Annotated in this window: 21 protein-coding genes and 1 riboswitch; of the genes, 4 read left to right on the plus strand and 17 right to left on the minus strand. The window is 70.9% G+C overall.

Annotated features, from left to right (window positions below; all coding sequences use genetic code 11):
* Nucleotides 1-10: 10 nt before the first annotated feature.
* The 7 genes from hisG to IEY89_RS05760 all read right to left on the minus strand — a co-directional run bounded on the left by hisG (nucleotide 11) and on the right by IEY89_RS05760 (nucleotide 6,058).
* Nucleotides 11-859 (minus strand): ATP phosphoribosyltransferase, encoded by an 849-nt coding sequence (gene hisG / locus IEY89_RS05730; protein WP_164314947.1) that lies wholly within the window; start codon nucleotides 857-859, stop codon nucleotides 11-13.
* 72 nt (nucleotides 860-931) lie between these two features.
* Nucleotides 932-1,204, minus strand: a complete 273-nt coding sequence (locus IEY89_RS05735) for a phosphoribosyl-ATP diphosphatase (protein ID WP_055533705.1) — start codon at nucleotides 1,202-1,204, stop codon at nucleotides 932-934.
* A 33-nt stretch (nucleotides 1,205-1,237) separates the two neighbouring features.
* Nucleotides 1,238-1,723: a 6,7-dimethyl-8-ribityllumazine synthase gene (gene ribH, locus IEY89_RS05740; protein ID WP_053740326.1), complete on the minus strand. Its 486-nt coding sequence runs from the start codon at nucleotides 1,721-1,723 to the stop codon at nucleotides 1,238-1,240.
* Between the two features lie 48 nt (nucleotides 1,724-1,771).
* Nucleotides 1,772-3,067: a bifunctional 3,4-dihydroxy-2-butanone-4-phosphate synthase/GTP cyclohydrolase II gene (locus IEY89_RS05745; RefSeq protein ID WP_189146170.1), complete on the minus strand. Its 1,296-nt coding sequence runs from the start codon at nucleotides 3,065-3,067 to the stop codon at nucleotides 1,772-1,774.
* On the minus strand, nucleotides 3,064-3,705 hold the full coding sequence (locus IEY89_RS05750; protein ID WP_189146171.1) for a nicotinamide mononucleotide transporter family protein: 642 nt from the start codon (nucleotides 3,703-3,705) through the stop codon (nucleotides 3,064-3,066). The genes IEY89_RS05745 and IEY89_RS05750 overlap by 4 nt, the downstream gene beginning before the upstream one ends.
* Nucleotides 3,702-4,304: a riboflavin synthase gene (locus IEY89_RS05755; RefSeq protein ID WP_189146172.1), complete on the minus strand. Its 603-nt coding sequence runs from the start codon at nucleotides 4,302-4,304 to the stop codon at nucleotides 3,702-3,704. Before IEY89_RS05755 ends, IEY89_RS05750 begins: the two co-directional genes overlap by 4 nt.
* Before the next feature lie 149 nt (nucleotides 4,305-4,453).
* Nucleotides 4,454-4,588: riboswitch (FMN riboswitch) on the minus strand.
* A gap of 243 nt (nucleotides 4,589-4,831) precedes the next feature.
* Entirely contained in the window at nucleotides 4,832-6,058 is a 1,227-nt protein-coding gene (locus IEY89_RS05760; protein ID WP_189146173.1) for an ROK family transcriptional regulator, read from the minus strand.
* Between the two features lie 160 nt (nucleotides 6,059-6,218).
* On the opposite strand from IEY89_RS05760, the gene IEY89_RS05765 reads away from it, so the two are divergent.
* Nucleotides 6,219-7,430, plus strand: a complete 1,212-nt coding sequence (locus tag IEY89_RS05765) for an MFS transporter (protein WP_189146174.1) — start codon at nucleotides 6,219-6,221, stop codon at nucleotides 7,428-7,430.
* On the opposite strand, the gene IEY89_RS05770 is transcribed toward IEY89_RS05765, so the two are convergent.
* On the minus strand, nucleotides 7,390-7,875 hold the full coding sequence (locus tag IEY89_RS05770; protein ID WP_373287199.1) for an acyl-CoA thioesterase: 486 nt from the start codon (nucleotides 7,873-7,875) through the stop codon (nucleotides 7,390-7,392). The two genes, IEY89_RS05765 and IEY89_RS05770, sit on opposite strands and share 41 nt — an antisense overlap.
* Before the next feature lie 117 nt (nucleotides 7,876-7,992).
* The gene (locus IEY89_RS05775) at nucleotides 7,993-9,144 is read right to left on the minus strand and encodes a glycoside hydrolase family 6 protein (RefSeq protein ID WP_189146483.1); all 1,152 of its coding nucleotides are present in this window, start codon (nucleotides 9,142-9,144) and stop codon (nucleotides 7,993-7,995) included.
* A gap of 175 nt (nucleotides 9,145-9,319) precedes the next feature.
* Here IEY89_RS05775 and IEY89_RS05780 point away from each other — a divergent pair, with 175 nt between their 5' ends.
* A complete protein-coding gene (locus IEY89_RS05780) occupies nucleotides 9,320-9,994 on the plus strand; it encodes a DUF5995 family protein (protein WP_189146175.1) in 675 nt (224 codons plus the stop codon).
* A gap of 88 nt (nucleotides 9,995-10,082) precedes the next feature.
* Nucleotides 10,083-11,012, plus strand: a complete 930-nt coding sequence (locus IEY89_RS05785) for an LLM class F420-dependent oxidoreductase (RefSeq protein ID WP_189146176.1) — start codon at nucleotides 10,083-10,085, stop codon at nucleotides 11,010-11,012.
* Here IEY89_RS05785 and IEY89_RS05790 read toward each other — a convergent pair whose 3' ends face one another.
* The 7 genes from IEY89_RS05790 to IEY89_RS05820 all read right to left on the minus strand — a co-directional run bounded on the left by IEY89_RS05790 (nucleotide 11,013) and on the right by IEY89_RS05820 (nucleotide 19,314).
* Complete coding sequence (locus tag IEY89_RS05790) at nucleotides 11,013-12,710, minus strand: flavin monoamine oxidase family protein (RefSeq protein WP_189146177.1); 1,698 nt, start codon at nucleotides 12,708-12,710, stop codon at nucleotides 11,013-11,015.
* 69 nt (nucleotides 12,711-12,779) lie between these two features.
* Nucleotides 12,780-13,568 carry a carbon-nitrogen hydrolase family protein gene (locus IEY89_RS05795; RefSeq protein WP_189146178.1) on the minus strand — a complete coding sequence of 263 codons (789 nt, stop codon included), beginning with the start codon at nucleotides 13,566-13,568 and terminating at the stop codon, nucleotides 12,780-12,782.
* 259 nt (nucleotides 13,569-13,827) lie between these two features.
* Complete coding sequence (locus IEY89_RS05800; RefSeq protein ID WP_268240721.1) at nucleotides 13,828-15,330, minus strand: HAD-IA family hydrolase; 1,503 nt, start codon at nucleotides 15,328-15,330, stop codon at nucleotides 13,828-13,830.
* Between the two features lie 69 nt (nucleotides 15,331-15,399).
* Complete coding sequence (locus tag IEY89_RS05805; RefSeq protein WP_189146179.1) at nucleotides 15,400-16,458, minus strand: ABC transporter ATP-binding protein; 1,059 nt, start codon at nucleotides 16,456-16,458, stop codon at nucleotides 15,400-15,402.
* Nucleotides 16,459-16,463: 5 nt separating this feature from the next.
* Nucleotides 16,464-17,276, minus strand: a complete 813-nt coding sequence (locus IEY89_RS05810; protein ID WP_189146180.1) for an ABC transporter permease — start codon at nucleotides 17,274-17,276, stop codon at nucleotides 16,464-16,466.
* Complete coding sequence (locus tag IEY89_RS05815) at nucleotides 17,264-18,160, minus strand: ABC transporter permease (RefSeq protein WP_189146181.1); 897 nt, start codon at nucleotides 18,158-18,160, stop codon at nucleotides 17,264-17,266. The genes IEY89_RS05810 and IEY89_RS05815 overlap by 13 nt, the downstream gene beginning before the upstream one ends.
* Nucleotides 18,157-19,314: an ABC transporter substrate-binding protein gene (locus IEY89_RS05820; protein ID WP_189146485.1), complete on the minus strand. Its 1,158-nt coding sequence runs from the start codon at nucleotides 19,312-19,314 to the stop codon at nucleotides 18,157-18,159. Before IEY89_RS05820 ends, IEY89_RS05815 begins: the two co-directional genes overlap by 4 nt.
* A gap of 210 nt (nucleotides 19,315-19,524) precedes the next feature.
* Between IEY89_RS05820 and IEY89_RS05825 the strand changes: the two genes are divergently transcribed.
* Nucleotides 19,525-20,265, plus strand: a complete 741-nt coding sequence (locus IEY89_RS05825; protein ID WP_189146182.1) for a GntR family transcriptional regulator — start codon at nucleotides 19,525-19,527, stop codon at nucleotides 20,263-20,265.
* A gap of 113 nt (nucleotides 20,266-20,378) precedes the next feature.
* Here the strand turns inward: IEY89_RS05825 and IEY89_RS05830 are convergent, their stop codons facing one another.
* Nucleotides 20,379-20,831, minus strand: a complete 453-nt coding sequence (locus tag IEY89_RS05830; RefSeq protein WP_189146183.1) for an Lrp/AsnC family transcriptional regulator — start codon at nucleotides 20,829-20,831, stop codon at nucleotides 20,379-20,381.

Raw genomic sequence — 20,831 nt, forward strand, 5'->3', positions numbered from 1 at the left:
TTGCCGTGTCTCAGAGACGGCAGGCGTGGATGGCCGTGGTCAGGATGGCCCGCGCGCCGATGTCGTACAGATCGTCCATGATCCGCTGGGCTTCCTTGGAAGGAACCATCGCGCGGACGGCGACCCAGCCCTCGTTGTGCAGCGGGGAGACGGTCGGCGATTCCAGACCGGGCGTCAGGGCGACGGCCTTCTCCAGCTGCTCGACGCGGCAGTCGTAGTCCATCATCACGTAGGTCCGGGCCACCAGGACGCCCTGGAGACGGCGCAGGAACTGCTGGACCTTGGGCTCCTCGGCCTCCGCTCCGACCCGGCGGATGACGATCGCCTCGGACTTCATGATGGGCTCGCCGAACACCTCCAGGCCCGCGTTGCGCAGTGAGGTGCCGGTCTCGACGACGTCCGCGATGACCTCGGCGACGCCGAGTTCGATCGCGGTCTCGACGGCGCCGTCGAGGTGGACGACGGAGGCGTCGACGCCATGGTCCGCGAGGTGCTTGGCGACGATCCCCTCGTACGAGGTGGCCACGGTCAGACCGGCCAGGTCCTCGATTCCGGCCGCGGTGCCGGGCTTGCCGGCGAAGCGGAAGGTGGAGCGGGCGAAGCCGAGCGGGAGGATCTCCTCGGCGTTGGCCCCGGAGTCGACGAGCAGGTCTCCACCGGTGATGCCGATGTCGAGGCGGCCGGAGGAGACGTAGATCGCGATGTCGCGGGGGCGGAGGTAGAAGAACTCGACCTCGTTCTCCGGGTCGACGATCCGCAGTTCCTTGGACTCGCGGCGCTGCTGGTAACCGGCCTCATGCAGCATCGCCGACGCAGGGCCTGACAGGGAACCCTTGTTGGGGACGGCGATGCGCAGCATGGGGTCGGCTTCCTTTGCGTGAGATGCGTGGAGCGGTGGACGTGACGGTGGCGTGTGCCGGGCGGGCGGGACCTACAGGTGGGCGTACACGTCGTCCAGCGAGATTCCGCGGGCGACCATCATCACCTGGACGTGGTAGAGCAGCTGCGAGATCTCCTCGGCGGCTGCTTCCTTGCCCTCGTACTCGGCGGCCATCCAGACCTCGGCGGCCTCTTCTACGACCTTCTTGCCGATGGCATGGACGCCCTTGCCGACCAGCTCTGCGGTGCGGGAAGTGGCGGGATCGCCCGTGGCGGCCTTGTGCTGGAGCTCGGCGAAGAGCTCCTCGAACGTCTTATTGGACATGGTGGCGCCCACTTTAGCGTTGTGTCGGCCGACCTACCTCCACGGTTCAGATACTGAGCGGAGGGTGGCCGCCGTCGCCACGGCCGCCGTCACCGCCTCGTGCCCCTTGTCCTCGTTGGAGCCCTCGATGCCCGCGCGGTCGAGGGCCTGTTCCTCGGTGTCGCAGGTCAGCACGCCCATGCCGATGGGAACGCCGGTGTCGACCGAGACCTGGGTGAGGCCCTGGGTGACACCCTGGCACACGTACTCGAAGTGGGGGGTGCCGCCGCGGATGACGACACCGAGGGCGACGATCGCGTCGTAGCCCCGTCCGGCCAGGACCTTGGCGACGACCGGGAGTTCCCAGCTGCCGGGGACCCTCAGCAGGGTCGGCTCGTCGATGCCCAGGTCGTGCAGGGCGCGCAGCGCGCCGTCCACCAGACCGTCCATCACCTTCTCGTGCCACTGGGCCGCGATGACGGCGACGCGCAGGTCACCGCAGTTGCGTACGGACAGTTCGGGTGCACCCTTGCCGCTCACGTTCTCGTCTCTCCTTGGCGATCTCTGAGGTGTTCTCTGCAGCGATCTCTACTGGTTGGCGCAGGGGGACACGGGGGCCGTGTCCAGCCAGGGCAGGTCGTGTCCCATCCGGTCCCGCTTGGTGCGCAGGTAGCGGAGGTTGTGCTCGCCCGCCTGTACGGGCATCGGCTCGCGGCCGGTGACCTTGAGGCCGTGGCGGACGAGCGCGTCGGTCTTGTCCGGGTTGTTGGTCATCAGGCGCACGCTGCGGACGCCGAGGTCCTGGAGTATCTGCGCGCCGGCGCCGTAGTCCCGGGCGTCGGCGGGCAGGCCGAGCTCCAGGTTGGCGTCGAGGGTGTCGCGCCCCTGCTCCTGGAGCTCGTACGCCCGGAGCTTGGACATCAGTCCGATGCCGCGCCCCTCGTGGCCGCGCAGGTAGACGACAACTCCCCGGCCCTCGTCCCGGATGCGTTCGAGGGAGGTCTCCAGCTGGGGGCCGCAGTCGCAGCGCAGGGAGTGGAAGACGTCGCCGGTGAGGCATTCGGAGTGGATGCGGACCAGGACGTCCTCGCCGTCGTCGGCACCGATCTCGCCGTGAACCAGGGCGACGTGCTCGACGCCGTCGACGGTGGAGCGGTAGCCGTACGCCGTGAACGTGCCGAAGGCCGTGGGGAGCCTGGTCTCGGCCTCGCGGCGGACGGTGGGTTCGGCGCTCTTGCGGTAGGCGACCAGGTCCTCGATGGAGATGATCGTCAGGCCGTGCTTGCGGGCGAAGGGGATCAGCTCGGGCAGGCGGAGCATACGGCCGTCCTCGCCGGCGATCTCCACGATGGCGCCGGCCGGGCGCAGTCCCGCGAGGCGGGCGAGGTCGACGGCGGCCTCGGTGTGGCCGTTGCGGACCAGCACGCCGCCGGGCCTGGCGCGCAGCGGGAAGATGTGGCCGGGTCGGACGAAGTCGTCGGCGCCCGCGTCGCCGCTGGCGAGGAGCTGAAGCGTGGTCGCGCGGTCGGAAGCCGAGATACCGGTGCTCACACCGTGAACAGCCGAGGCGTCGACGGAGACCGTGAACGCGGTTTTCATCGACTCGGTGTTGTCGTCGACCATCTGCGGCAACCGGAGCCGGTCGAGTTCGTCGCCCTCCATGGGGGCGCAGATGAGCCCGCGGCACTCGCTCATCATGAACGCGACGATCTCGGGGGTCGCCTTCTCGGCGGCGATGACGAGGTCGCCCTCGTTCTCCCGGTCCTCGTCGTCGACGACCACGACCGGGCGGCCGGCCGCTATGTCGGCGATGGCCTGCTCGATCGGGTCGAGGGACCAGTCCTCGATGTTGTCGGTGCTGTAGAGGATCGGGGCCATGGTCATGCGGGCGCTCCTTCCAGGACGGGCCGCGTGTCCTTGCGGGAGCGCAGCCACCAGTCGCGCATGCCCCACAGGACGAGCGCGCCGTAGATGACGTAGACGAAGCCGGAGAAGGCGTAGCCGTTGGCGAAGTTGAGGGGGACGCCGACGAGGTCGACGAGGAGCCAGGCGAACCAGAACTCGACCATGCCGCGGGCCTGGGCGTACATGGCGACGATGGTGCCGACGAAGATGTAGGCGTCCGGCCAGGGGTCCCAGGACAGGGTCGGGTAGGCCTTGAAGAGCAGGGCCACGGCGACCGTGCCGACAGCGGCGGCGCCGATCATGGCCCCGCGCTCGCGCCAACTGGCGAACCGCGGGGTGATGTGACCGTCCGCGGACTCCCCCTGGCGCCGGTTCCACTGCCACCAGCCGTAGCCGGCGACGGCCATGACGACGACCTGCTTGCCCGCGCTGCCGGTGAGGTGGCCGAAGAAGGCGCCGAAGAGAACGAGGCCGGACAGGAACTGCACGGGCCAGCTCCAGATGGAGCGCCGCCAGCCGAGGGCGAGGGCGACCAGGCCGAGGATGTTGCCGATCATGTCCGACCACAGGATGTGCTGGTCGAGGAGCGTGAACGCCTCGGTGTTCAGCCCGTTCACTTCGCCGCCCCCTGCGGTCCGAGCAGCCGCTCGACGTACTTGGCGATGACGTCGACCTCGAGGTTGACCGGGTCGCCGGGCTGCTTGCGGCCGAGCGTGGTCAGGTCGAGGGTGGTGGGGATGAGGCTGACGGTGAAGTAGTCGGGCCCCGCGTCCACGACGGTGAGGCTGATGCCGTCGACGGTGATGGAACCCTTCTCGACGATATAGCGGGTGAGGTCGGCGGGGAGGGAGATCCTGACGATCTCCCAGTTCTCGGACGGCTTGCGTTCGAGGACCGTGCCCGTGCCGTCGACGTGGCCCTGCACGATGTGGCCGCCGAGGCGGGCACCCAGGGCCATGGGGCGTTCGAGGTTGACGCGGGAGCCGACGGCGAGGGCGCCCAGGCTGGAGCGGTCGAGGGTCTCCGCCATGACGTCGGCGGTGAACTCGTCGCCCTCGTGCTCGACGACCGTGAGACATACGCCGTTGACGGCGATGGAGTCGCCGTGTCGGGCGCCTTCGGTGACCACGGGGCCACGGAGCCTGAAGCGGGAGGCGTCGCCGAGGTTCTCGACGGCCGTGACTTCGCCCAGTTCTTCGACGATTCCGGTGAACACTTCCCGGGTCCTCCCTGCCTCTTCGGGCACGGACTCCGGGGCCTGTCGATGACGACAGCTGTAAACGGGCAGGAGCACCTCGGGAGCGACGCCGGACGGAGCTCGGCCCACGGCCGAACGGTACGGCGGCGCGCACGCATGCTCGCCCGCCGCGCACTGCCTCCCATCCGGACTTTAACCGTCGGTCCAGGAATTCCACCTGGTCAACCGGCCGCCGAAAAGATGCGGACGGGTCGCGGACTGTAACCGCCGGTTCGGACTTTCACCGACCCCGGAGTGCGCTGCTTCTGTTACAGGCCAGTGTGCCACGCCGTGTCGTACTCCATGCGGGTGAGTTGTGTGGACTGGCTCACAAGTCCTGAGGGGAATAACCGACGGGAATGGACGGCGGGCGCGGGGCGGCCGATCAAGCCACGCAATTGGTCCATACCTATTGACCGTCATGCTCCGGACCTCCTAGCGTCGGTGCCGGACCGGCGGCGGTGACGACGGCCCTTGCCCGCCGCCGGGCCCTCACGCCCTCCCGCCTACCCGACCGGCACCCCGAACAACTCCTCCTGCGCACCCTCCCGTGCCGTCAGCAACGCTCCGCGCAGTACCGCTCCGCCGCCCAGGGCGCTCGCCCGTACCTGGGTCGGGAGGGGTGACATACGGGCGAGCCGCGCCTCGACGCGGGCGGCGAGCACGTCACCGCCGGCCCGGCCGACCTCGCCGCCCAGCACCACGCACCCCGGGTCGAGGACGGCGACGACGGACGCGGCGCCGATGGTGACGCGATCGGCGACGGTGTCGAGGAAGCGGGCGTGGGCCGGGGCCCCAGGAGTCGCCACGGCCGCCCGGACCAGAGCCGCCGCGTAGGGCTCGTGGGCGTCGCCGTCGGCCACCAGGTCGTGCACGTCCGCCAGCCGGGAGATGGCCGCCGCCCCGACGAGGGAGTGGAAGCCGCCCCCGCAGTCGGTCGCCGACGGCAGTTGCCCCGTGCCCGGCACCGGCAGGAAGCCGATCTCGCCGGTACCGCCGGAGACCCCCCGGCGCAGGATGCCGTCGAGGACCACTGCCGCGCCGGTGCCATGGCCGAGCCACAGCAGCACGAAGGTGTCCCGGTCGCGGGCGGCGCCGTCGCGCTGTTCGGCGAGGGCGGCGAGGTTGGTCTCGTTCTCGACGATCACCCGGGTCCCGGGAAGTCGTTCCTGGAGCGCGGCGACCAGCCTGCGGTGCCACTGGGGCAGGCCCGTGGAGCCCCGGAGTTCGCCGGTCGCCGGGTCGATCAGGCCGGGGGCGCCGATCCCGACCGTGTGCAGCTTCCCCCACGTTCGAACGCCCGCGCGCGGGGGGACCCCCATGGCCCCGGCCTCCTTGGCGACCCGCTCGACGAGAGCGACCGCCTGTTCCACGGCGGGGCCGGTGCCGGTGTCGTCCCCGATCGGCGCGGACGCCTCGGCGAGCACCTCGCCCAGCAGGTCGGCGACGACGACGGAGACACCTTCGGTACGGATGTCGAGGGCGGCCAGGTGGGCGAGGCCGGCGACGATCCCGTACACCTTCGCGTTGGGGCCTCGCCGCTGTTCCCCCGACTCCCCCACGACCATGACCAGCCCGGCGGCGGTGAGGCGTTCGACGAGGTCGGCGACCGTCGGCCGGGACAGGCCGGTGAGTTGCTTCAGCCGCCCGGCCGTCAATGGGCCCTCCTGCTGGAGCAGACGCAGGGCGAGCCGGTCGTTGATGGCCCGGGCGGTGCTCGGTGATGCGGGCATGCCGAGATCCTTCCAGATCGGCGGGGCCGCTCCCGCTGCGGACGGCCGGTATCCCGCTATCTATCAGGCAGGGTTCCTGATAATTTACGGCAGCGCGTGGCAGAGCCCGCGCGACACAGCTGGAGACACATTGGAGAGCCGACCCGGGGAGGGGCGCAGAATGAGTGCGGTGCTGTACGAACGACACGAGGTGAGGCGCGCCCGGTACGCCGTGGCCGCCGTCTTCGCCGTGCACGGCGCCGTCACCGGCTCGTTCGCGACCCGGGTGCCGTGGATCCAGGACCATGCCTCGGTCAGCGCGGGGCAGTTGGGGCTGGCGCTGGCGTTCCCCGCGCTCGGCGCGTCCCTCGCGATGCCGCTCGCGGGCAGCGTCAGTCACCGTTTCGGCGCCCGTACGGCGCTGCGCGGTCTGATCTCGCTCTGGACCCTGTCGCTGGTACTGCCGGCCCTGGCCCCGAACCTCCCCACGCTCTGTCTCGCCCTGTTCGTCTACGGCGCCACGGCCGGTATGGCGGACGTGGCGATGAACGCGCTGGGCGTCGAGGTCGAGAACCGGCTGGGCAGGTCGATCATGTCCGGCCTGCACGGCATGTGGAGTGCGGGCGCCCTGATCGGTGCGGCGGGCGGCACCCTCGCCGCGCATCTGGGTTCGGACGCGCGCCTGCATCACGTGCTCGCGGCGGCGACCCTCACGGTTCTCGGCGTGGCCGCCTGCCGCTGGGTGCTCGATCTGCGCCCCACCGAGGACGAGGAGCCGCCCCCGAGGTTCGCGCTGCCGCCCAGGTCCGCGCTGCTGATCGGCGCGATCGGCTTCTGCGCGGTGTTCGCGGAGGGGGCCAGCCTGGACTGGTCGGCGGTGTATCTGCGGGACGAGCTGGGCACCTCGGACGGTCTGGCGGCGGCTTCCACGACCGGGTTCATGCTGACGATGGCGGTGGCCCGGCTCGTCGGCGACGCGGTCGTGAACCGCTTCGGCGCGGTGCGCACGGTCCGCGCGGGCGGCGTGCTCGCCGTTCTCGGCGGTGTGCTCATCGTCGTCGCGGAGCATCCCGCCACGGCGATGACCGGCTTTGCCCTGCTCGGCCTCGGCATCGCCGTGGTCGTCCCGCTGTGCTTCGCGGCGGCGGGCCGCAGCGGCCCCAACCCCAGTCAGGCCATCGCGGGCGTCGCCACCATCACGTACACCTCGGGCCTGGTCGCGCCGAGCGCGATCGGGACGCTGGCCCAGGCGACGAGCCTGGTGGTGTCGTTCGGGCTGGTCACGGTGTTGGCGGGCGGGCTCGCCGGGTTCGCGGGGGTGCTGCGCAACGGCGACAAGGACCGCCCGAAGGTCAGTCCGCCGAGCGCAGCAGTTCCCGACCGCAGGCCCTGAACCGCTCGCTCCACGGCGTGGGCCGCAGGGTGTCGGCGTCGAGCCGGACCAGCACCCGGGTGCCCCGGGCGTACGTCGTCCCGCCGTCGGCCGAGCAGAGCCGGAAGCCGTAGGTGAGGCCGGTGGTGCCCAGGCGCTCCACCCACAGGTGCACGGCGTAGTCGCCGGGACGGGCGACCGGTGCCTCGTAGCCGATGCGCAGTTCCCTGACCACGTTGCAGAAGTCGCCGGCCGCCGCCCAGTCGCCGTCGAAGGTGAAGCCGTATCCGTGCAGCAGCTCGTTCCAGGCGCGCTCGACGAGCAGCGGGTAGCGGGCGTTGTGGAGCATGCCGAGGGAGTCGAGGTCGTCGAAGTGGACGGTGACGGGCATCAGCCGCCCGTACGAGCCGTCCGGATCGGCGTCGGCGGAGGGCGTGGGCGCTGCGACTTCGGCTTCGGCGGTCACGGGCGGGGCTCCTGGACGTACGGGACGAGTGGCGGATGCGGTTGTCCGCGCCTCCCCATCCTAAGCGGACGCTCAGATCGCTCTCGGCAGTCCCTGCATGGACCCTTCCCTCGCAGGTCAGCGCGCCAGGTCGTAGGCGTACGACGCGGTGAACGTGCCGGGGGTGCCCTTGCAGCCGTCCGACTCCCCCGGCAGCTTGACCCAGAGGTAGGCGTCGATCCGCGCCTCGCCGGTGTTCGTGGTCGGCGCCCGGCCGAGTTTCCGGCCTGCCGGGTCGCACCACTCGCCGTCGGCGGGGGCGCCGTTGCCGTTGCGGCTGGTGTCGATCACGGCACCCAGACCGGCGGGGCCGCCGAGGGCGTCGAGGACCTGCCGGTCGTGCGCCATCTCGTCGTCCGTGCGGTGGAAGTTGGAGACGTTGCTGAAGACACCGTCGGAGGAGGCCGCCGAGGCGGCGCCCGCCTGACGGAGCAGGGCCGCCTGCTTGGCGGGGGCGTTCCAGCCGGAGTGGCCCGCGTCGTAGTAGACACGGGCGTCGGGGTTGGCGGCCTTGAGGACGCGGCCCGCGCGGGCCAGCGAGGCGAAGCGGGCGGTGCGCTGCGCCGGGGAGAGACAGTCGGCCAGGGCGACCGAGTCGGGCTCCAGGATGACGATGACCTCGTCGGAGCCGAGGCCCGCCGCGAACGCGTCGATCCAGCCGTCGTAGGCGCCCAGATCGGGCGCGCCGCCCTGGGAGGCGCCGCCGCAGTCGCGGTCCGGGACGGCGTACGGCACGAGCACCGGGACCCGGCCGGCGCCCGCCGCGCCCGCGGTGACCGCGCGGACCCGGGCGGTGATCGTCGACGGCGAGAAGTCGGCGAACCAGACCGCCGCCGGACGGTCGGCGATCTCCGTCTCGATGACGGGACGGCGCGGATCGTCGCGGTGGGCACCGACCCAGTCGAGGACCTGGGAGTCGGGGTAGCGGTAGAGGCGGGTGGACACCTGGGCGGGCGCCCGCTTGGCCTCCGGCTTCGTCGCCGGCTTCGTCGCCCCGGGCGAGGGCGGGTGGCTCGCCTTCTTCGCCTTCGTCGTACCGGCGGACGGGGAGGGTGACTTCGAGGCGCTCGGCGTGGGCGAGGCCGGCGTGACGGCGGGCAGCGGGGCGAGCAGGGGTGAGCTGGTCACCTCGGGCCTGGCCTGGTCGGCACCGCCACCGCCGTCGTCGAGCGCGGAGAGCAGCCCGGTTGCGGTGCCGACGGCGACCACGACCGAGGCGGCGGCGACCATGACGGAACGCCGGGCGGCGCGCCTGCGTTCGGCCCGGCGCGTGGCCAGGCGCTGGGCGCGCAAGCCTGACACGTACTGCTCCCCCTCCTCTGCCGCGGTGGGCGCGTTCCCCCGTTCTGGGGAAGCGTCCGGCCCGGCGGCACGTGCGCCAGCCTAGGACTGGGACCCTGCCCCCATGGTGCAATTGGAACAGTTCACCACTTCTGTCGACCACGTCCTCTCCCGGATGCGCGCGCTGGAGACACACCTGCCGCCGCGTGACGGGCTCGCGGTCTTCAACCGCGTCTACCTCGCCGTCACGGAGGCTTTCGACCGGCGTCTGTCGGCCGGCGCGTTCCCCGACGCGGAGGCCGCGATCGCCCTGGACGTGCGGTTCGCCGAGCGGTATCTGCGGGTGGCCGAGGACGACCACGCGCCCGCCTGCTGGCGCCCGTTGCTCCAGTTCCGCCGCCATCCCGGTGTACGGCCGCTGCAGTTCGCGCTGGCGGGCATCAATGCGCACATCGGCCACGATCTGGCGCTCGCCGTCGTGGACGCCTGTCGTACGCTCGACTGCGAACCGTCCGATCTGGAGGACGAGTTCGAGCGCGTAGGCGATCTGCTCGTCTCGCTGGAGGAGCGTATCCGCGAAGAGCTGATGCCGGGTCCCGACCTGCTCCAGATCGCCGATCCGCTCACCCACCTGCTCGGCGCGTGGAGCATGGAGCGGGCCCGGGCCGCCACCTGGTCGGCGGCCCGCACGCTGTGGGCACTGCGCCGACTGCCCGATGTCGCCGAGGAGTTCACCGATCGCCTCGACGCGGCGGTCGGCTTCGCGAGCCGCATGCTCCTCACGCCACTGCCGGACTGATCCGGCCACTCCTGCGCAGGGCCTCCGCCACAGTAGGTGAACGTTGTACGTTCGAAGGCGAGAGCATCTCTTGCGAAGGAGCACGAGTATGGCCGTCCGCCTGGGTCTGGGTCTTCCGCAGTCACGCCAGTACGAGATCGGACGGGACGTGCCGGACGTGGCACGCGCGGCCGAACAGATCGGCTACGAGAGCCTCTGGGTGTTCGAACGCGCCCTGTACCCGGAACCGGCGACCCAGGGCCTGTACGGCATGGAGGGCGTCCCCTGGCCCGACGCGTACCGCGGTCTCGCCGACCCCCTGGTGACGCTGACGCTGGCCGCCGCGGCCACCGAGCGCGCCCGTCTCGGCACCAGCGTGCTGGTCGCCCCGCTGCACGGTCCCTTCCAACTGGCCCGCACGCTCGGCACGTTGGACGCGGCGAGCGGCGGCCGGGTGGTGGCGGGCCTGGGCACCGGATGGTCCCACGACGAGTACGCCGCCGCAGGGGTGGCGCCGTTCGCCGAGCGCGGCCGGGTCCTGGACGAGATCCTCGACGTGTGCCGGGCCGTCTGGGGCCCGGACCCGGTGCGGTACGAGGGCGACCTGACGAAGATCGCGTCGGCCGTCGTCGGCCCCAAGCCCGCCCGGCCGATACCGATCTTCCTGCCCGCCTTCAGCAAGAAGTCCCTGACCCGCCTCGTCGAGCGCGGCGACGGCTGGAACCCGATCGCCATGGGCGTCGAGCAACTCGCCGCCCAGTGGCAGCAGGTGCGGGACTTCGCCGCCGAGAAGGGCCGCACGAGGCCGATCGAGACGGCGGTGCGGGTGAACCCCGCCTACACGGCGAAGGCGTACGACGGCGCCGACCGCCAACCCTTCCAGGGCAGCGTCGACCAGATCGTGACGGACCTCGCCGCCCACGCCGAGATCGGCCTCGACGAGTTCTTCCTCGATTTCGGCGACACCCCGAGGGACGCCGGCGAACTCAAGGACCTGGCCGCCGAGTTGTACGAGGCGGCACGGGCGGCCGGGATCTGATCAGTCTTCCGGAAGTTCGACGGGCGCGATCTCGTCGTACACGTCACCGGGACCCGGGTTGGTCCTGTCGGTGGTCCCGCCGAAGTGGTGCATGACGCCCCAGACCGCGTTCAGCGCGGTCTGGACGGCACCCTCGGCCCAGCCCGCCGTCCAGGAGATGTCGTCGCCGGCGAGGAAGATGCCCCGCTTGTCGGCGGGCAGCCGGTCCTGCATGAAGTGCGTGAACAGGCGCCGCTGGTAACGGTAGTGGCCGGGCAGGTTGGCCTTGAACGCGCCCATGAAGTAGGGCTCGTTCTCCCAGGACACGGTGACCGGGTTGCCGATCACGTGCTTCCGGATGTCGACCTTCGGATAGATCTCGCCGAGCGACTTCAGCATGACCTCCATCCGCTCGTTCGCGGACAGCGGCAGCCACTTGAGGCTGTCGTCGCACCAGGTGTACGAGAGACAGATGACGGCGGGCCTGTCCGGCCCATCGTCGAGGAGGTAAGTCCCCCGCGTCATACGGTCGGTGAGGGTCATGGACATCACGTCACGCCCCGTGTTCTCGTCCTTGTCGAGCCAGAAGGGCCGGTCGACGGGCACGAAGAGCTTGCTCGACTCCATGTAGTGGGTGCGTTCGATGGCGGTCCAGTGGTCGATCGGGAAGAGCGAGTCGTCGCAGGCGATCTTCGAGAGCAGCATCCAGGACTGGGCGGTGAAGACCGCCGCCGGATACGTACGGATGTCGCCGCCCGCGTCGGTGACGGTGATCCGGTTGCCGGCCGTGCGGTGCAGGCGGGTCACGGCCGGGCGCGGTACGCCGTTGACGTGCAGGGACGCGAGGGAGGTCCCGTACGGCCAGTGGACGATCTTCCCGGGCTCGCGTTCCCAGAGCCGCAGCGGCAGTTGCTGGCTGCCGCCCACGATGCCCCGGTGGTGGTCGTCGGCCTCGGTGTAGACGACCCGCAGGATCTCCAGGATCGAGTTGGGGAAGTCGGTGTCCCAGCCGCCCGTCCCGAAGCCGACCTGGCCGAAGATCTCCCGGTGGCGGAACGACCTGAAGGCCTCGGAGTCGCAGAGGAAGCCGTAGAAGGTCTGGTTGTCGAGCTTCTCCACGAGCCGGGCCCAGATCTCGCGGATGCGCGGGACGTCGCGATCACGCAGGGCCCGGTTCATGTCGGAGAAGTCGGCGCCCTCTTCGAGGCACGTGTTCCAGGCCTCGGCGACATCCCTGTAGACCTGCGGCAGGTCACCGGCCGTCTCGGCGTAGTGCGACTCGCCCTTGAGGTCGACGACCGTCGAAGGGGTGCACTCCGCAAGGGGGTTGGGGAACGGCCGGGTCTCCAGGTCCACCAGGTCGATGTAGTGCTGGAGAGCGGTGGAGGAGGGCGGGAAGCGCATCGCGCCCATCTCGGCGGTGAGGGAGGGGTCGCAGCCGTCGAACCCGACGGTACGCAGCCGCCCGCCGATCTGATCCGCCTCGTACACCACGGGCTTGAGGCCCATCTTCATCAGCTCGTACGCGGCGATGATCCCCGACAGCCCGCCGCCGATGACGGCGACCTCGGTGCCGTGCTCGGTCGCGGGAACCTGCCCGAGGCCGGCCGGGTGGGCGAGGAAGTCGTCGTAGGCGTAGGGGAAGTCCGGCCCGAACATGGTGATCGGCGGCTGCTGCGCATCGGCGTGCTGGACGGCGGTGGGCACCGTGGACGTCATGGGGTACGGACTCCTTGCGGGGTGGAGCAGATGAAGGGGAGGAAAAGGAGAGGAGAAAAGGGAGGCGGCTCAGCCGAGGGAGCCGTACAGGCCGGGACGCCGGTCCTGGAGATACGGGTTCGCCTCGCGGGAGGCGGCGAGGAGAACGGGGTCGACGTCGGCGAGGAGGAGTTCCTCACCACGGCCGGCCCGGGTGCGGGCGACTCCGTCGGGTCCGGCGAGCGTGGAAAGCCCGACGAAGTCGAACTCCCCTTCCTGGCCGACCCTGTTGACGTAGGCGACGTACAGCTGGTTCTCGAAGGCCCGCACCGGTACGACGGACTCCGCGACGAACTGGAACGGGTGCATCTGCGCGGTGGGGACCAGGAGGAGGTCGGTGCCTGCGAGGGCGTGGGCGCGGACGTTCTCCGGGAACTCGACGTCGTAACAGATCATCAGGCCGACGCGGAGACCGCCCAGTTCGGCCTGGACCACGGGCTGCTCGCCCGGCGTGAAGTGGTCGCGTTCGAAGCAGCCGAAGAGGTGGGTCTTGCGGTAGTTGGCGAGACGGTCGCCGTCGGCGGAGACGATCTGCGCGGAGTTGAAGACCTGGTCGCCGGCCCGCTCCGGGTAGCCGTAGGCGATCGCGAGGCCGTGCCGGGTGGTGATCTCGGCGACCGCGTCCGCGGAGTCGCCGTCGGCGGGCTCGGCGAGGTGGCCGATGCCGTCGCCGATCGCGTACCCGGTGAGAAACATCTCCGGCGCGACCAGCAGCGCGGCGCCCGCGGCGGCGGCCCGGCCCGCGGCCTCGTCGAGCACCTTGAGGTTCTCGACGAGGGAGCCGGGGCGGCCGGAGCTCTGGAGCAGGGCGGTGCGCATGCGGGGTCCTTGCAAGGGCTTGAGGGGGTTGGGGGCCAGAGTTAGACGGTACGGGGGGCGGGCTCGGCGGGACAAGGAGGAGCCGTTGCGCGCCGGTGAGCGAATCGTTGCGCGGGGAGGGGGCTGGGCAGCGATTCATTGTCCTCGCCCCTGCACGGGCTGGGTGTTCCAGCCCCTCCGGCGTTTGAGGAGCGGGGGGTCGGGGGCAGCGCCCCCGAGGACGGGTAGGGGAGGCGGGGGCGGAGGCGGAGGAACGCCTCTAGCTCAGCCCGAAGATCGTCAGTACCGCCGCGTGGTCCGAGGGCCAGACATTGTCGGCCACCTCGGGCCACGCCCGCACCACCCCGTTCACGACCACGCGCGAGTCCAGCACCCTCAACCCCGCCCCCCTGTACAGCACGAAGTCGATCCGGTCCTGCGGCTCCACCCGCCCACTCCCGTCCTCGTGCTCGACATGAATCGGCGACCAGGTATGACCGGGCTCCCGGACCGCGTCCGGATGCACCTCCCGGTACGAGTCCCTCAATCCCGCCTCCTCCACCGCCTTCGTCACCGGCCACTCCAACCCCGGCCAGTCCAGATGCGAGGGCGTGTTGAAGTCCCCGGCGAGCACGACGGGCGTGGAGTCGTCGGCGACGGAATCCCCGATCCGCCGCAGGATCTCCCGCATCCGCGCCAGCCGCCCGCCTTCGTGGGCGATCACCTCGGACGCCGGAAGCCCGTCGAACCGGACCTCGTACGGCCCGTACGGCGCACAGTCGAGGTGGGCGCTCCAGACGTCCACCTCCAGCCCGCGGTCCAGCCGGATCCGTACCCCGGTCGCCCCGTAGAAGCCGACGTCCGGGTCACCGAGCCGGGCGGTGATCGGATACCGGGTGATGACGCCGAGGTTCGGGCCCGCCTGATGGTGGTGCCAGCCGAGCGCATCGGCCAGTTCCCGGGCGGAGGTGCCGTTCGTCTCCTGGAGACCGACCACGTCGGCGCCCGTGTCGACGATCACCTTGAGCTGCTTCTCACGGTGGCCGTCCACCTTCGCGCCCCCGAGCCAGAGGTTCCAGCTCATCACCCGGAGCCGAACGTCGTGAGTGACCATGGCGCCGAGCCGCGCCGCGGTGACTCCGGCCAGGCTGTCCAGTACCGTCCGGCCCGGCGCCGCCTCGATCGGCGCGAGCGACGGCACCGCCAGCACCGCGCAGCCCGCCGCGTCGGCCGACGCGACGCCGGTCGCCGTGTCCTCGACGGCGACACAGGCGGCAGGGTCGACGCCCAGGGCGCGGCAGGCGGCGAGGTACGGGTCGGGGGCCGGCTTGGTGCGTTCGGTGTCGTCGGCGGTCACGGAGACCGCGAAGCGGGTGGCCCCCAGCGCTTCGAGCACGGTGTCGGCGACGGCCCGGGGGGAGGCGGTCACCAGGGCGGTGGGTATCCCTGCCCGGGCGAGTTCGTCGAGCAGGTCGAGCGCGCCGGGGCGGGGCACGATGCCGGTGCTGACGCGGGCCGCGAACTCCCGGTGCAGTTCGGCGGCGAGTTGCCCGGCCTCCACGCCTGTGGCGGCGGCCAGCCAGTCGGCCGTGTGCTCGACGGGCCGGCCGAGCACCTCGGGCTGGTCCGCGACGGTCAGCGGTCTCCCGGCGACCTGCTCCACCGCCTCCCACCACAGCCGCTCGGTGTCGACGAGCGTGCCGTCCATGTCGAACAGGACAGCTTGGAGCGGGAGTTGGGGCGGGTGGGGGATATGGGAGGCATGGGGGGCGTGGGGGGTCACGTTTCTCTCTCTCGCAAACTCACGGAAGACTCACGGAATCCGGCAACGCGGACTCACGCACTCATGGATTCACGGCCGGTCCGCGCGCCCGGCCACCAGCACCGGCCGCTCCGGCAGCGACACGCGCACGGCGGCACCCGCGCCCAGCGTGGCGGCCTCGTGTGCGGGCACGTCGGCCTTCACCTCGGTGCCGTCTCCGAGCCGTACGCTGATCCGGGTGACCGCGCCGAGGAACGCCGTGGCGATGACGCGTGCGTCGCCCGCCGCATCCGCGCCGACCCGGACCGCCTCGGGCCGGACCAGCACATCGACCTCGACGGTGTCGGGCGCCTCGCCGTCGGCCGGTAGCCGCTGTCCGAGCACCTCGACCGAGCCGCCGGACAGCCGTCCCGGAATCCGGCTCATCGTGCCGACGAACTCGGCGACGAAGGCGGTGGCGGGCCGACCGTACAACTCCGCGGGTGCGGCGCACTGTTCGAGCCGCCCGGAGTGCATCACGGCGACCCGGTCGGCCATGGACAGGGCCTCCTCCTGATCGTGCGTCACGAACAGGGTGGTGATGCCGAGTTCCTGTTGCAGTCGCCGGATCTCCTCGCGCAGGTTCAGTCGCACCTTGGCGTCGAGGGCCGACAGCGGTTCGTCGAGGAGCAGCACGCGCGGGCGCAGGGCGAGTGCGCGGGCCAGGGCGACGCGCTGCTGCTGGCCGCCGGAGAGCTGGTGCGGAAACCGCTCGCCCTTGTCGGCGAGGCCCACCAGGTCCAGCAACTCGGCTGCGCGGGCCCGCCGTTCGGATGTGCGCACCTTGCGCATCCGCAGTCCGAAGGCCACGTTGTCGAGGGCACTGAGGTGCGGGAAGAGGCTGTACGACTGGAAGACCATCCCGGCGTCGCGGCGGTGGGCGGGGACCTGGGTGACGTCCTCCCCGTCGACCAACACCTCCCCGGAATCAGGCTGTTCGAACCCGGCGAGCATGCGCAGCGCGGTGGTCTTGCCGCAGCCGGACGGGCCGAGCAGCGCGAGCAGCTCCCCCGGGCGCACCGCGAGGTCGAGTCCGTCGAGGGCGACGGTCGGGCCGAACTCCCGCCGCAGGCCCCGGAATTCGACAGTGGCGGCCTTGTCGAGCGTCATGTGGTTCATCCCTTGGCGGCGGTTCGGGGACGCCCGCCGAGCCCGGCGAGCGCGAGGAGGAGGGCCCAGGTGACGAGCAGGCTGAGCACGGAGACGGCGACGGACAGCTGGGCCTGCGAGCCGCCGACGCTGTAGATCCACACGGCGAACGGCTGGAAGCCGAGCAGCTGCGCCACCGTGAACTCGCCCAGCACCAGGGCCAGGGTGAGGAAGGAGGCGTTGAGAATCGCCCCGCGCAGGTTGGGCAGCACGGCCGTCACCAGTGCCTGTGCCGGGCTCGCACCGCAGCTGCGGGCTGCTTCGACCAGCGTGCGGACGTCGATCGCGCGCAGCCCGGCGTCCAGCGACCGGTGAACGAAGGGCAGCGCCATCACCACGTACGCCAGGACGAGGACGACCGGGAAGTCGGGGTTCTGGATGGCGACGAGGGTCTGGAACAGGGGCGTGCGGGAAAGGTGTTCGGGGCCCCACTTGAGCACCGTGGAGATCCCGGCGACGAACGCGATCGGCGGGACGACCAGCGGCAGCGAGCAGATCACCTCGACGACCGGCCGCAGCCGGGGTGCGCCGAGCCGCAGCGCGACCATCGCGGGCACCATCAGGAGCAGGACCACGGCGATGGTGGCGGCGGCCAGTTCGAGGGAGAGCACCAGGCCGGGCAGGAAGCCGTCGGCGCCGACGATCTGGCCGTAGGCGTCGAAGGTGACGCCCTCGCCCGGTACGTCGACCGTGAAGATCACGGAGGCGGCGAGCGGGACGAGGAAGTAGACCGCCGCGCCGGTCAGGACCACCCCGCGCCACAGGTTCAGGCGAGCCATCGCGCGCTCCTCCGTTGCAGGGGCAGGTACACGGCCATGACCAGGCCCGCGATCAGGACCATGTCGAGGCTGAGTGCGAGCGCCACGTTCTCCTGGCCGACGAGCACGTTGCCGGAGATGGCGTCGGCGATCTGGAGGGTGACCAGCGGGACCGAACTGCCCACCATGGCCGCGGCCGTGGCGTACGCGGCGAAGGCGCTGCCGAAGAGGAGCACGAACCCGCCGAGCAGCGAGGGCAGCAGCACGGGCAGGCCGACGTGCCGCCAGTACTGGACGTTGGTGGCCCCGTTGTTCCGCGCGGCCTCGCGCCACTGGGACCGAAGGCCGTCGAGCGCGGGTGTGATCGTGAGGACCATCAGCGGGATCAGGAAGTAGAGGTAGACGATCACCAGCCCCCAGAAGCTGTACAGGCTCCAGCCCTGGTCCGCGAGCCCCAAGTGCCTGGTCAGCACACCGGAGTTGCCGAGGGTGGCGACGAAGGCGAAGGCCAGCGGCACCCCGCCGAAGTTGGCGAGCACCCCGGAGGCGGTGAGCACGGCCTCGCGCAGCGCCCGGAACCGGGAGGTCACCACGGCCTGGGCGAGCAGCAGTCCGAGGACGGTCGCGATGAGCGCCGACACGGCCGACAGCTTGACGCTGCCGAGCAGGGCGGTGAGATACGCGCCCTGGAGGGAGTCGGTCAGATTGGCCGTGGTGTACGAAGTGGCGCCGGTGGCCTGGTTCTTGACGGTGAAGGCACCGTTCAGCATGGCCAGGGCGGGCACCCCGAAGGCGACCGCCACGAAGACGAGCAACGGCAGCACGGCGAGCCAGCCGGGGGCGCGACGCCGCCGCTTCACGGAAGCGGCGGGCGTCACGTCGACCCGTGTGAGGGTGGCGGTCATCCGGAGACGGCCTTGCCCCAGCCCTCGGCCAGCACGGTCTTGGCCTTGCTCTGCTGCGCCTCGGTGGGGAAGGACGGCGTGCCGGAGACCTTGGGCAGCTTGGCGGCGGCGGCCTTGTCGAGCGTGCCGGCCTTCTCCATGGCGGGCATCAGGGCCGGGCGGGCGTACCCCTTGAGCCAGAGGTTCTGTCCCTCGGCGCTGTAGAGGTACTCCTGCCACAGCCGGGCGGCGGCGGGGTGCGGGGCGTCCTTGTTGATGGCCTGGGAGTAGTACTGGGAGAACTCGCCGTCGCTGGGCACGGACACCGTCCAGTCGACGCCCTTGGACTTGAACTCGTCGGCGTAGCCCGCGTTGAGGTAGTCCCAGTCGATGCTGATCGGCGTCTCGCCCTTCTCGACGGTTGCCGGGCTGGACTCGACGGGCGTGTAGTTGCCGTTCTTCTTCAGCTTGGCGAAGAAGTCGAGGCCGGGCTGGATGTCGTCGAAGGAGCCGCCGCTGGCGAGGGAGGCCGCCCATACGCCGCCGAAGGCCGAACCGGACTTGGTGGGGTTGCCGTTGAGGGCGACCTGACCCTTGTACTGGGGCTTCAGCAGATCGGCGAAGGAGGTGGGACAGGTCTTCACCCGCTTGGCGTCGCATCCGATGGAGATGTAGCCGCCGTAGTCGTTGAACCAGCGCCCCTCCGGGTCCTTCTGCCCCTCGGGTATGTCGGCGAAGGAAGCGACCTTGTAGGGCGCGAGCAACCCCTGCTGGGCGGCACTCAGCGCGAACGAACTGCCCAGGTCGAGGACGTCGGGTGCCCGGTCCTGCCCCTTGCGGGAGGTGACGGCGTTGATCTCGTCCTGACTTGCCCCGTCGGGGTTCTCGACCTCGATCTTGATGCCGTACTTCTTCTGGAATCCGTCGATCAGGGCGCCGTAGTTGGCCCAGTCGCGGGGCAGCGCGATGGCGTGGAGGGTGCCCTCCTCCTTGGCGGCGGTGACCAGTTGGGCCATGCCGCCGAAGTCGGCGGCGGAGGTCGCGGTGGCCGCGCTCCTGCCGTTCGCGGTGGTCGACGTGTCGTCGGGGGCCGCGCCGCAGGCGCTCAGGGCGAGCGCGGCGACGACGGCGAGGGCGCCACCGCGGACGGCTGTTCTCGGCAGGGACACGATCACGGTCTCTCCAGGGGTGCGCACGAGGGGTGAGTAGTGCGAGAACTTGTCTGAACAAGTTGGCCTCAGTACGCCCTCCTCCGGTATCACGCTCGTAAACACTGGCGAAACGCTGACCGCTGATTCCCTGCACAATCCGGCTGTGCCTGGACGGCTCGCGGATGTCGACTAGGCTGCTCACGCTGTGCACAGCGATGAACCCGGAGGGGAAGCATGACGGCGCGACACGAGGAGATCGCCGACGAGCTGCGCCGGGCGATCGACCGCGAGCAGTACACGGTCGGCAGCCGTCTGCCTGCGGAAACGGAACTCGCCGCCCATTACGGCGTGGCCCGCGGCACGATCCGCCAGGCGGTGGCGGCCCTGACGGCCGAGGGCCTGATCGGCTCCCGCCAGGGCGCCCGCCGGGTGGTCCTGGCCAGCCGGCGCAGCCAGACCTTCGAGGAGCTGCGCAGCTTCGCCCAGTGGGCCCGCGCGATGGGCCGCGAGGCGACGGGCCAGGTGGTGCACCAGGAGTACCGCCCGGCGACGGCGGAGGACGCGATCCGCCTCCAACTCCATGAGAAGGAACGGGTGTTGCACGTCCTACGCCTACGCGGCCTGGACGGCGAACCGGTCCTCCTGGAGCGCACGGTCTACGCCGGCTGGATCGCCCCGTCCGTGGAACGCATCGAGCCGGACTGCCCCTCAGTCACCCAACGCCTCTTCGAGGACACGGGGTTGGTCTTCGCATACGGCGAACACGTCATCGACGCGGTGGCGGCCGGCGCCCAGGACTCCGAACTCCTCGGCATCCGCCGCACGAGCCCTCTCCTACGCGTCCGCCGCGTGACAACGACGAGGGAAGGCCGCCCGGTCGAATGGTCCGACGACCGCTACCGAGGCGACGCGGTGAGCTTCAGCGTCCACAACTCGATCGCGAACAACGCCCTGGCGAGAAAGACAACAGAGTAGGGCAACTTGTAACGGGCGCTGCGGAGTTGCCGGAAAGGGGCGCGGGGAACTGTGCGACAAGCCACAACGAACCCGCACCCGCACCCGCACCCGCCGAAATCCCAAGAACCCACCTACGTAGGCGACCCGGAAGAAAACCTCCGCAGCAACGGAGACAGCACCAGCACGGACTTCGTCCGCTCGACGAACGGCTCCCCCGCGATACGCTCAAGCACCCGCTCGAAGTGCCGCATGTCAGAGGCGAAAACCTGCACCACCGCATCCGCCTCCCCCGTCACGGTGGACGCGGCCACCACCTCCTGATACCGCTCCAGCCCCCGCTGGATCGTCTCCGGCGAGGTGTTCCGCCGGCAGTAGATCTCGACGAACCCCTCCGTCTCCCACCCCAGCGCCGCCGGGTCCACCCGCACGGTGAACCCGGTGATCGCCCCGCTCGCCCGTAGCCGGTCCACCCGCCGCTTCACGGCCGGCGCGGACAGCCCGACCAGCTGCCCGATGTCCGCGTAGGAGCGACGCGCGTCCTCGGCAAGGGCGTGCACGATACGTTCGTCGAGATCGTTCAGCAC

It is taken from the genome of Streptomyces lacrimifluminis (genome assembly GCF_014646095.1).
Classification (GTDB): domain Bacteria; phylum Actinomycetota; class Actinomycetes; order Streptomycetales; family Streptomycetaceae; genus Streptomyces; species Streptomyces lacrimifluminis.